This is a genomic window from Actinomadura soli (assembly GCF_005889715.1).
Lineage (GTDB): Bacteria > Actinomycetota > Actinomycetes > Streptosporangiales > Streptosporangiaceae > Spirillospora > Spirillospora soli.
Genome location: NZ_VCKW01000079.1, coordinates 20,389 through 31,594, shown reverse-complemented (window position 1 = coordinate 31,594; position 11,206 = coordinate 20,389). Strand labels below are relative to the sequence as shown.

Here is an 11,206-nt window from a genome sequence, read left to right as displayed (position 1 = left end):
CCCCTGGGGACGCCATCTGCTGATCCGCCCCGTCCCCGGTGCGCACGTCGCCGTCCCCGGCTGGCTCACCACCTCTGTCACACCTCTGGCACCAGGCCAGCACGTCCTGGTCGCCGTGGCCTCCACCATCCGGTGAACCATCGGGCCGAGGCGCCTCGCGAGAGCGCCCGGGCGGCCCAGGACGCCTTGGTGTGGGCGCGCGCAAGACAGGAATGAAAGCCGCCAGTCGAGAGAACACAGGCCGCACGTGACGACCGTTCCGCCTAGGGCGTGTCTCGAAGTAGTTGGAGCCATTGGTTGATGGCTGTGATTTCAAGGACGGCCTGGTAGCGGACGCAGAGCTTGTCGTAGCGGGTGGCCATGGCTCGGTGCCGCTTGAGGCGGTTGATGCCGCACTCGACGGCGTGGCGGCCGCGGTAGTCGGCCGGGTCGAAGGCCGGTGGAACGGCCGCCGCGGCTGCCTCTGCGTTGCCGGTGGCTGGCCTGGTCGGCCGGCACCGGGATGGTGCAGGCGATACCGGGGCGGCGCAGGTGAGCGCGGATCGCCCGGGAGGAGTAGGCCTTGTCGGCCCGGACCCGGTCCGGCCGGGTGCGTGGACGACCTCGTCCTGGCCGGGCGACACCGATGGCGGCCATCACCGCCTCGAACTGTGGGGCATCTGCGCGTTGCCCGGCCGTCACCACCAGCGACAACGGCCGCTGGCCCTGCTCACAGGCCAGATGCACCTTGGTCGACAACCCGCCACGGGAGCGGCCCAGCGCGTGATCGTCCGGCTCGGGGATCGCACCTGCGGGTGGCTCGCGCTGCAGATGCCCTTGCCGCCGGGCACCGGCGGCGTGCTGGTGCGCCCGCACGATGGTGGAATCCACGTTCACCTCCCAGCCGATCAGCCCGGCTGCGTCCGCCCGGGTCTGCAGCCCGGCCAGGATCCGCGCCCAGATGCCAGCGCGCTGCCAGCGGCGAAACAGCGCGTAAATCGCCTGCCAGGAGCCGTAGCACTCCGGCACGTCCCGCCAGGGCGTCCCGGTCCGCACCCGCCAGCGGATGCCGTCGATGAGCTGGCGTTTGGTCCACTTCGACGGGCGACCCGGCCGGGTGGGCACCGGCAGCAGTGGCTCCAGGATCGTCCACTGTTCATCGGTCAGTTCGAACCGCCTCGTCACCGCTAGGGTGGCCACGAGGTCTCCGGAACTCAGGGTCTTCTTGGTCGATGACCCCTGTACCGGAGACCTCCCTACTTTTGACGCCGGACACGCCGCTCATCCCACTTTGAGACACGCCCTAGTGGTACGCGCCCGCCGCCAAGTCCCGTGCGGTGCCCTTGACCCACTCGACGCGGGAGGCAGCATGTCCGCGCCAGGCTCGAGGGCACTGCCGTCCGCCACCGGCGGGAGTTCATGGGCTGGATCGAAGCATCGAGGACACTGATCGACGGGGTCGCCGCGGCGTTCGGCACGACGGTTGGAGTCCTGGCCAGACCGCACAAGTACGGTCGGCAGGAGTTCATCGCACGGTTCGGCCGGGAGGCCCGGATCGGCCCGTGGCGACGCGGCGAAGATGTCGCGATCGTGACAGAAGTGGTCGCATGCCAGATCTCTCCAGGCGGCATAGACCAGGCGTTGCGGCAGGTGCCGGAGGAGCTGAGGGCGCTGCTGCGTCCCGACGGTGACCCGCGGGGCTGATCGCTGGGGCTGCACCGCCCGTGCGGACGGTTCCGGCTTGCCGGTTGAGGGCGAGGGCCCGCCGTTCCGGGCCGATGCCCTGTGTAGGGGCGGCGCCGGCGAGCGGTGCCGACGGATGGCACGGGGGCCGGTGGGTAGTTGACGCTCGAGGGAACGCATGAGCGAACAGTTGATCACTGGTGTGAGGGCCTCCGGCAGCGACGCCCACCCCGCGAGCGACCTCGCGCGCCCGGGGCCGAGCGCCGCTGACCGGCAAGCAGACGGTGCGGACCTTGGTGACCGAGGTGATCAACGGCGGTCACCTTGAGCTGGTCGACCATTTGTACGCGCCCGCGCTTGGAGCGGCGCGTTCCGCGCCTCGTTCCCCGACGTGCACATGGACATCGTTGAGCTGATCGCCGAGCCCGTACCTGACGGCGGGGAGCAGGCGGCGGTGGGCCGGTTCACCTGCTCGGGCATCCTCCGATGCCCGTGCTCCGACTGCCGGAGCGTCAGCGCGCGTCCCGGTGATCCAGCGGGCGGCGAGGAGGCCGGAGGCTGCGGTGAGGGCGGCGGCGGCGATGACGGTGGCGTTCAGGCCGAGGGCGTCGGCGAGGACTCCGGCGAGTAGGGCGCCGGCGGCGTAGCCGAGGTCGCGCCAGAAGCGGTAGGTGCCCAGCGCGTTGGCGCGCCAGGCGGGGTGGGCGTGGTCGGAGACGGCGGCGATCAGGGCCGGGTAGACCATGGCGGTGCCCAGGCCGAGAGCGATGGCGGAGGTGATCCCGGCCAGCAGCGGACGGTTCAGCAGCACGGGCGCTAGGACGAACCCGGCCGCTTGGACGAGCATCCCGGTCACGATGAGGGGTTTGCGGCCGATCCGGTCGGCGAGGTGGCCGGTGGGGATCTGCCCGATGCCCCACAGGATGGGGTAAAGGCCTTTGATCAGGCCGACGGCGGCCAGCCCGAGGCCGTGGTCGGTGAACAGCAGCGGGAACACACCCCAGGTCAGGCCGTCGTTGAGGTTGTTGACCAGGCCGGCCTGGCTGGCGCCGCGCAGCGAGCGGTCGCGCCAGGATGTGCGCGCGAACGTCGCGGCCAGCCCGGTGCCCGGGCCGGTGGGCGGTGGCGTGTCGTGCTGGGCGAGTTCGAGCGCGACATGCGCCGCGGTGTCGCGTGCGGCCACCGACAGCGCCAGACCGGCGACGACGAACACTACGCCGATCAGTTCGGGGGTGGGACGCAGCCCGTAAGCGGTGGCCAGGTAGCCGGTGACCAGCGCGGTCACGCCGACGGCGCTGTACCCGGCGGCCTCGTTGAGGCCGCTGGCCAGCCCCCGGTGGGCCGGGCCGACCAGATCGATCTTCATGTTCACGGTCATCGACCAGGCCAGGCCCTGGTTGAGGCCGAGCAGCACGTTGGCCGCCACGATCCAGCCCCACGACGGTGCCCAGGCCAGGACGAACGGCACCGGGATGCCGATCAGCCAGCCGGCCACGAGCAGTTGCTTGCGGCGGAACCGGGTGGTCAGCGCGCCGGCGGCCAGGTTGGTGGCCGCCTTGGTCAGCCCGAAGGCGATGATGAAGGAGAACACCGCCAGGTCGCTGGTCAGGCCGAACACCTCGGTGCCGATCAGCGGGACGGTGGTGCGTTCCAGGCCGACCAGACCGCCCACGGCCACGTTGACGATCACCAGCAGCGTGAACTGCACCCGGTTCTCCCGAAGCCCCAGCCGGACTGGCCGACCGGCGGCACTGGCCGGTCCGGCTGGCGCGGTGCTCACTGCTTGTCTCTCGGGGTGTCGTGCTTGAGACGGTGGCCGTGGGCGGCGGCGTAGTCGGCGGGCCCGCCTTGCAGGACGGTCAGGTCGGTGCGTCCGGCGCGTTCCAGGAGGCTGGCGGCGGTCATGGCGCGTTCGCCGTGGCCGCAGGCCACTACCGCGCCGGTGGGGGCATCGGCGGCGCGGGCGGCCAACTCGCCGAGTTCGAGGTTGAGGGCGCCCGGCACGTGTCCGGCGGTGTATTCGGCCTGCTGGCGCACGTCGATGTAGGTTCCGGCCGGGGCGCGGTCGGCGGTGGCGAACGCGGTGGTGGCCACCGGATGCCCGGCCGCCGACCAGGCGGGCATGCCGCCGGTCAGATGCCCGGCGAGCCGCTCGTAGCCGATCTTGTAGGACTGCCGGACGATCTCGTCCAGGTCCTGCGCGGGGCCTGTGACGAGGGCGAGGGGGACGGTGTCGGGCAGCAGCCAGCCCAGCCAGGTGGCGAACTGGTCGCGCAGCGGGATCGACAGCGCGCCGGGAATGTGCCCGGCGGCGTAGTCGACCGCTGGACGGACGTCGACCACGTGACCGCCGCCGTCCAGAAGTGCCTCGACCTGCCCGGCGTCCAGGCCGGGGAGCTGCGGGGGAGCGGTCAGCACGGCCGGGCCGAGCCGGTTGACCTCGCTCAGCCGGTCGAAGTAGGCGGGGTAGGTGCCCAGGCTCGCCAGCAGTTCGCGGACGAAGGTGTCCTCGTCCGATGCGGCCAGCAGCGGGTTGGTGCGCTTCTGGGCACCGATGGTGGAGGTGCGTTCGGCGCCGGGCGGGGCCGAGCAGAACGAGCCCGCGCCGTGCGTGGGCCACACCGCGGCGGCGTCCGGCAGCGCGGTCAGCCGACGCAGGGAGCGGTACTGGGCGCGGGCCAGCGGCTCGGTGCGGTCGCCGCCTGAAAGGTCGGTGCGGGCGGCCGAGTCCACGATGAGTGAGCCGCCGGTGAACACCCCCAGCTCCCGGCCGCCGTCCAGCAGCAGGAACGACAGGTGCTCGTCGGTGTGCCCGGGCGTGGCCAGCGCGCGCAGCGTGAGGCCGCCGAGATCGACCTCGTCGCCGTCGGCCAGTCCCCGGTGGTCGAAGGCGCGGTGCCCGGCGGCCGAGGCCAGCACCGTGGCGCCGGTGTCATGGGCGAGCTGGAGGGCGCCGGAGACGAAGTCCGCGTGCAGATGGGTGTCGGCCGCGTACGCCACGGACAGGCCGCGCCGCCCGGCGGCGGCGTGCAGGTCGCGCAGGTCGCGGCTCGCGTCCACGGCCAGGGCGCGGCCGTCGCTCAGATCGACGAGGTAGGCGCTGTTGCCCAGTCCTTGGTCGACCAGCGGGATCAGATGCGTGTCGGTGAAGCCCACCTGCTGCCCTCCCAAGCTCGTCCGGCCCCGCATGCTGCGGGTCGACGGAATCTATCCCACCTAATACAATATTCCAAAGATGATTGGAATATGCTGATGGTGGACGATACACGAGCCCGCAAGGCGGCGATGTACGAGCAGTTTGCCCGGGTCGGCAAGGCCCTGGCCAACCCGGCGCGGCTGGAGCTGCTGGACCTGCTCGCCCAGGGCGAGCGCAGAGTCGAGGAACTGGCACAGGCCGCGGCGATGAAGATCAGCAACACCTCCGCCCAGCTCAAGGCGCTGGCCGCCGCCGGCCTGGTGAGCAGCTGCCGCGACGGGGTGCGGGTCTACTACCGGCTGGCCGACGAACAGGTCGCCGCACTAGTCGAGCAGGTGCAGCGGCTCGCAGCCGTACGGTTGGCCGATGCCGAACGCGCCACCGAGGCATACCTGGGCGACGTGTCCGCGCTCGAACCGGTCGACCACGACGAACTGGCCCGCCGCCTGGACGGAGGCGAGGTCGTCGTCCTCGATGTCCGCCCTGCCGCCGAGTACGCCGCCGGGCACATCCCCGGCGCCGTCCACGTCGAGCACGGCGAGCTGACCGCCCAACTGGCCGAACTGACCGCGCGACTTCCCGAAAGCGCCGACATCGTCGCCTACTGCCGCGGCAGGTACTGCGTGTTCGCCCCCGACGCGGTCCGGGCACTGCGCGAGCACGGCCGTCCCGCCCGGCTGCTGGACGGCGGAATCCCCGCCTGGCGACGCGCTGGCCTCCCCATCGCCACCGGGACCCGCTCATGACCCCCAGCCGTCCCACCAGCCACCCGACCACGCACTCTGACGGTCACCAGAGCGCACCGCCGGTCCCACCCGGTCTGGACGACGGGCCGATCTACCTGGACTACAACGCCACCGCCCCGGTCGACCCGCGGGTAGCGGAGGCGATGCTGCCGCACCTGATGACGCACTTCGGCAATCCGTCCAGCGGACACGCCTACGGCGAACAGCCCCGCGCCGCGCTCACCCGGGCCCGGGCGCACGTCGCCGCGTTGATCGGCGCGGACCCCGGGCGGATCGTCTTCACCGGCAGCGGGTCGGAGGCCGACGCGCTGGCCATCACGGGGGTGGTACTCGCGCACCCTGACCCGGGCGCCGTCGAGGTGATCACCCAGCCGACCGAGCACCCCGCGGTGCTGGAGACCTGCCGCGCCCTGCACCGCCGCCACGGCACACAGATCACTCACCTCCCGGTCGACGCCGACGGTCTGATCGACCCCGGCGACCTGGCCGCAGCGATCGGGCCCCGCACCGCACTGGTATCGATCATGGCGGCCAACAACGAGACCGGCGTGCTGCAGCCCATCGCCGACCTCGCGCGCATCGCCCGCGCCCACGGCGTGCCGCTGCACACCGACGCCGCCCAGGCCGCCGGGAAGATCCCGCTCGACATGGCCGGCCTCGGCGCCGACCTGCTCAGCCTGGCCGGGCACAAGCTGTACGCGCCCACGGGCATCGGCGCCCTGTTCGTTCGCCCCGGCCTGCGCTTGGAGCCCCTGGTATCCGGCGGCGGGCAGGAACACGGGCTGCGCGCCGGCACCGAACCTGTCGCGCTGGCCGTCGCGCTCGGCGCTGCCGCCGACCTGGCCCGCGCCGACCTCGCCGCCGACGGCGCCGACCGGCTGCGGACCCTGCGCGACCGGCTCTACCAGGCCCTGGACGAGGAACTGCCCGGCCGCGTCTACCTCAACGGGCACCCGACCCGGCGGCTGCCCGGCACCCTGAACCTCGGCATCACCGGCCTGCGTGGCACCGACCTGCTGGCCGCCACGCCCGGCATCGCCGCCTCCACCGGCTCGGCCTGCCACACCGGCACCCCGCAACCGTCTCCGGTGCTGCAGGCCATGCACCACGACACCGACCGCGCGACCTCAGCGCTGCGCCTCAGCATCGGCCGCTGGACCACCCCCGCCGACATCGACCAGACCACCCAGCAGATCACCGCCAGCGCCCGCACCCTGCTGAACCGGCAGCCCGCCACACCCTGACCCGCTCCTGACGCCCAGGCCCTGACGTCGACACCGGCCCCAGCCGTGAGCGGAGCACCCTCCGGCCCAGCAGGTCGCCGCCCTTCGGTTCGCCCGGCCGACCTCGCTTCCATCCGCCAGGGCAGCACAACTTTGCCCTCGATGAGGCGTTCAGCACTCGATCGAGCGGATCCGGTCCATCACCGTGCACGCCACCGACACGAACGCGGTCAGATCCTGTGGCGAGACGCCTTCGAACAACCAGTTGTAGCCGTCCTGGTACTCCTGCGTCAGCGCCGTCATCGTCTCGGTGCCCTTGCCGGTCAGCGACACCAGAACGGCGCGCCGATCGGTCGGATGGCGACCGCGCTCGGCAAACCCGTCGGCCTCCAACCCGTCCAGCAGCCCGGTCACGTTCCGCGGGGTCACCCCGATCAGCTCGGCCAGCTCCCGCTGCGTCATCGGACCGCGCTGATACAGCGCCCACAACACCGACGCCCGCGCCCGCGACAACCCCCGATCGGCCATCCCGCGCTCCATGAACTCAGACGTCATCACCGCCAGCTCGAACAACCGCTCCAGCGCGTTACCGGACCCGGCCACAGATTCGGCATCAGATTCATTGTGTATATACTTCACTATGTTGTAGCCTCCCGAATCGAGGGTAGCCCGAGCCTCCGGGAGGACGCCATGAGCCACCGCCACCCCTTGTTCGCCCGCTTCTACGCTCGCACCAGCCTCCTGATGGAACGCGGGGTCGGCACGCACCGCCGCCCTCTGCTTGCGGGGCTGACCGGACGCGTCATCGAGGTCGGCGCCGGAAACGGCCTGAACTTCCCGCACTATCCCGACACTGTCACCGAGGTCATCGCCGTCGAACCCGAACCTCGCCTGCGCGACCTCGCCGAAACCCGTACCGCTCAGATTGCAGTGCCGGTCAAAGTCGTCGACGGCTGGGCCGACCACCTGCCCGCCGATGACGGCTCCTGTGACGCCGCCGTCGCCTCCTTCGTCCTGTGCTCGGTCCCCGACCAGGCCACCGCCCTCGCCGAGATCAGCCGGGTTCTCAAACCCGGCAGGCAACTGCGGTTCTCGAACACGTTCGCGAGCCGCGCTCCATGCGGAGCCGCATCCAGCACACCCTCGACGCCACCGGCATCTGGCCCTGGTTCGGCGGCGGCTGCCACTGCTTCCGCGACACCCTCGCCGCCATCGAGAAGGCCGGCTTCACTCTCGGCCACGTCGACACTCTCACCAGCGCCGACACCGGCGTACCGTTCCCCACCGCTCCGCAGGTCCTCGGCACCGCCACCTGCCCCGAGCTCCAGGGACCCTCATGACCTCGCCCCCGGCCCTGACCGCACTCGGCACCGCCGACTTCGACCACCACCTGACCGCCGCACCCGAACCGCTGCTGGTGGAGTTCTGGGCCAGCGGCTGCCAGCCCTGCCAGGCACTCATGCCGGTCCTGCGCCACCTCGCCGCCGAACACGCCGGACGACTGCGCGTGGCCACCGTCGAACTCGACCACGCCCCCGACCTCGCCCGCCGCTATCAGATCATGGCCCTGCCCACCCTCATCGTGTTCACCGGCGGCCGACCCACCCAACGGATCACCGAGGTGATCACCAAAGACCAGTTGATAGCCCTTCTAGAACAGGCCGTGTTCTCCTGAACTGCGCAAACCCGGCATTCGACCGTCTGCTACGAGTGCATCAATCTCAGCCCGGGGCTGCCGTGGGCGTGCTGTCCTGAGGCGGCGGCGTTGCTTGCGCGATGTCCGATCCGGATCGCGGGTTGGACGCCGTCGTGGTGGGGGAGTACGAGCGAGCGTTCTATGGCAACCAATTCGCCCTGATGGCGCCGCTGTTCGAGCACTACGGCTTGCAACTATGGATGCCCGAGATCGACGGCCCTATCGATTTCACTGCCGAAGCCCACAAGCGATTGGTGGTCGTCCTCGGTATCCAGTCCAAGCGGAGATCACCCGGACCAGGGTCCGGGTCTCCACGGCGGTGGCCGCCCAGACCCGTGAACAGGGTCGGTACCTGGGAGGGATGTGGACATCCAGCGGCGAGCGTGGCAGTGGGTCCTGCCACGGGGAAGGCGATCAGCAGCCAATATGGGCGCAGTGAGCGCTGGGACGGCTGGTCAAACAGGCCGACCGTGCCGGGTGACTCGACGCCGTCGCCGTAATAGCCTCGATTTCTTTCGCGTCGTTATCGTCTGCCTCGTAGCCGTCAGCCTTTGTCGGCTGATGGTTGGAGGGCGCTGCGATGAACTCGGCGACCAGCCGGTTGCAGAACCCGCTGGATGCGGAAGTCGTTGTCGGTGAATGCGTCTCGGTTGTGCGAGGGGCTCAAGGGGGCGTCAGTCGAGCAGACCTGCTTGGTGGGCGAGGATGGCGGCTTGGACGCGGTTGGTGAGGGACAGTTTGGTCAGGATCCGGCTGACGTGGGTCTTGGCGGTCGCCTCGCTCATGTGCAGGCTGGCGGCGATGTCGGTGTTGGACAGGCCGTTGCCCAGCGCGATGAGCACTTGGCGTTCTTTTGTGGTCAGGGCCTTGAGGCGGTGTTCGGCCTGGGTTCGCCCTGACGCCGCTTTGGTGAAGTGCTGGAGCAGGCGCCGGGTCACCTTGGGGGAGAGCATCGCTTCGCCGCGTGCCGCGCTTCGGACCGCGGTGATCATGTCACCGGCCGTGGCGTCCTTGAGCAGGAACCCGACCGCTCCGTGGGCCAGCGCGGTCCTCACGTATTCGTCGAGGTCGAAGGTGGTCAGCACGACGATGCTCGGTGGGCGGGGTGATCGCGCGAGTCGTTCGGTGGCCGTCAGGCCGTCGGCGCGGGGCATCCGGATGTCCATGAGGACGACGTCGGGGTGCAGGGTCTGGGCCATGGTCACGGCTTCGGCCCCGTCGCCGGCCTCGCCGACCACGGTAATGTCGGAGGCCGACTCCATGATGGTGCGCAGCATGGAGCGAACCATCCACTCGTCGTCGGCGATCAGCACCCGGATCGGTTCGCTCATGGGGTGTGCTGCCTTGTGAGGGGGACCTCGGCGGTGATGTCGAATCCGCCCTCGGTCGTCGGCCGTGCGGTCAGCTCGCCGCCGACCAGCCGGACCCGCTCGGCGACGCCGAGCAGGCCGTGCCCGCCGGCGGGCAGTTCGGTGTGGCCGGCGCGCGGCGCGCGGCCGTTGGTCACGCGCAGGTGGAGGGCGTCGTGGGTGTGGTGGAGGCGGACGTGGGTCGGCGCGGTGGCGGCATGCTTGTGCACGTTGGTCAGGGCCTCCTGGACGACACGGTACGCGGCGTGCTCGACGAGCGCGGGCAGCGCGGTGTCGCAGTCGTCGACCATCTCCAGGGTGACCGGCATGCCGAGACGGCGGGACGCCTCGACCAGGTCGCCGAGGTCGGCCAGGGTCGGCTGCGGTGCGAGCGGTGCGGTGGTGTCGCCGTCGGCGCGCAGGACCTCCACCAGTGAGCGCAGTTCGTCCAGTGTCTCGCGTCCGATGACGCCGATCTGCGTGCCGATGGCGGTGGCGTCCTGGTCGCGCGCCACCTCCAGCGCGGTGGCGTGCAGCACCATCAGCGACACCCGGTGCGTGACCACGTCGTGCATGTCCCGGGCGATCTGGGCCCGTTCGGCGCTGCGCGCCTGCAGGATGCGCTGGTGCTGCTCGCGTTCGGCGCGTTCGGCCCGTTCGCGCATCCTGGCGATCAGCTCGCTCTGAGCGCCGACATAGAGTCCCAGCAGGGCGGGGATCCCGCAGATCACGGCGGCGATCGACATCGCGGCGTCGGCGCCGGCCGCCCGCCAGATCGGGATGCCGACCACCAGCACCGTTCCCGCGAGCAGGCCGATCCGTACCGCGCGCTGTGATCGCGTACGCTGCGACGCCATCTGCCGTGCCAGGGTGTACTGCGCGACCATGACGGCGACGTAGGCCGACAGCACCACCCAGCCGGCCAGGGCGGCCAGGACGAACAGCACCGGGCGGCGGCGGCGCCACCAGGCGGCGGCGCCCACCGCCAGCCCCAGCGGCAGCGCGAGCCACAGCGCGGGCCGCCAGCCGAGGTAGGTGATCGCGACCTCGCCCATGGCACGGCCGGACCCGCCGTCACCGGACGGCGTGCTCGCGGCGAGGGCGATGGCCACCACCGCGTCGATGACCCGATGACGCCGTCCCCGGACCGCGGCCCAAACCGCCGCCCACAACGCCGCAGCGCGCCGGGCGGCTGGTCTTGGCGGCCTCATGAGTCGCACGCTATCCACGCCGCGCCCCCGGGGCATCGATAGAAAGTTGTACTCGGCCCGGGAGGAACTCCGACTTTCCGCCGAGCAGGCAGCCCGAAAATGGCGGATGCCCCGGTCAGCGTG

11 protein-coding genes and 1 pseudogene are annotated in these 11,206 nt (G+C 71.1%); 6 read left to right on the top strand and 6 right to left on the bottom strand.

Translation table 11 applies throughout. The annotated features are described in order from the left end of the window. Positions 1-263 precede the first annotated feature (263 nt). Positions 264-1,197, bottom strand: a protein-coding gene (locus ETD83_RS17295) for an IS5 family transposase (RefSeq protein WP_407921492.1) whose coding sequence is annotated in 2 segments (ribosomal slippage) — positions 264-443 and positions 445-1,197 — 933 coding nt in all. Because the reading frame shifts where the segments join, the coding sequence is not laid out codon by codon here. 201 nt (positions 1,198-1,398) lie between these two features. Here ETD83_RS17295 and ETD83_RS17290 point away from each other — a divergent pair. Beyond that, the gene (locus tag ETD83_RS17290; protein WP_138646155.1) at positions 1,399-1,683 is read left to right on the top strand and encodes a DUF2267 domain-containing protein; all 285 of its coding nucleotides are present in this window, start codon (positions 1,399-1,401) and stop codon (positions 1,681-1,683) included. Between the two features lie 298 nt (positions 1,684-1,981). Here the strand turns inward: ETD83_RS17290 and ETD83_RS17285 are convergent, their stop codons facing one another. After that, positions 1,982-3,370 (bottom strand): MFS transporter, encoded by a 1,389-nt coding sequence (locus ETD83_RS17285; RefSeq protein WP_230420971.1) that lies wholly within the window; start codon positions 3,368-3,370, stop codon positions 1,982-1,984. A 68-nt stretch (positions 3,371-3,438) separates the two neighbouring features. Further along, entirely contained in the window at positions 3,439-4,818 is a 1,380-nt protein-coding gene (locus tag ETD83_RS17280; protein WP_205717726.1) for an MBL fold metallo-hydrolase, read from the bottom strand. A gap of 90 nt (positions 4,819-4,908) precedes the next feature. Between ETD83_RS17280 and ETD83_RS17275 the strand changes: the two genes are divergently transcribed. Beyond that, positions 4,909-5,604: an ArsR/SmtB family transcription factor gene (locus ETD83_RS17275; protein WP_230420970.1), complete on the top strand. Its 696-nt coding sequence runs from the start codon at positions 4,909-4,911 to the stop codon at positions 5,602-5,604. Continuing rightward, positions 5,601-6,848, top strand: coding sequence for a cysteine desulfurase family protein (locus ETD83_RS17270; RefSeq protein ID WP_138646152.1), 1,248 nt, complete (start codon positions 5,601-5,603; stop codon positions 6,846-6,848). Before ETD83_RS17275 ends, ETD83_RS17270 begins: the two co-directional genes overlap by 4 nt. A gap of 150 nt (positions 6,849-6,998) precedes the next feature. Here ETD83_RS17270 and ETD83_RS45980 read toward each other — a convergent pair whose 3' ends face one another. After that, entirely contained in the window at positions 6,999-7,355 is a 357-nt protein-coding gene (locus ETD83_RS45980) for a MarR family winged helix-turn-helix transcriptional regulator (RefSeq protein WP_407921491.1), read from the bottom strand. 162 nt (positions 7,356-7,517) lie between these two features. On the opposite strand from ETD83_RS45980, the pseudogene ETD83_RS45975 reads away from it, so the two are divergent. The 3 genes and pseudogenes from ETD83_RS45975 to ETD83_RS17255 all read left to right on the top strand — a co-directional run. Further along, positions 7,518-7,865 (top strand): annotated as a pseudogene (locus ETD83_RS45975) (class I SAM-dependent methyltransferase); the annotation flags it as partial. Positions 7,866-7,945: 80 nt separating this feature from the next. Next, positions 7,946-8,167, top strand: coding sequence for a hypothetical protein (locus ETD83_RS43720; protein WP_205717724.1), 222 nt, complete (start codon positions 7,946-7,948; stop codon positions 8,165-8,167). Beyond that, a complete protein-coding gene (locus ETD83_RS17255; protein WP_138646150.1) occupies positions 8,164-8,502 on the top strand; it encodes a thioredoxin family protein in 339 nt (112 codons plus the stop codon). Before ETD83_RS43720 ends, ETD83_RS17255 begins: the two co-directional genes overlap by 4 nt. 695 nt (positions 8,503-9,197) lie before the next feature. Here ETD83_RS17255 and ETD83_RS17250 read toward each other — a convergent pair. Then, on the bottom strand, positions 9,198-9,854 hold the full coding sequence (locus ETD83_RS17250; RefSeq protein ID WP_138646149.1) for a response regulator: 657 nt from the start codon (positions 9,852-9,854) through the stop codon (positions 9,198-9,200). After that, positions 9,851-10,984, bottom strand: a complete 1,134-nt coding sequence (locus tag ETD83_RS17245; protein ID WP_205717723.1) for a sensor histidine kinase — start codon at positions 10,982-10,984, stop codon at positions 9,851-9,853. Before ETD83_RS17245 ends, ETD83_RS17250 begins: the two co-directional genes overlap by 4 nt. Positions 10,985-11,206: the final 222 nt, after the last annotated feature.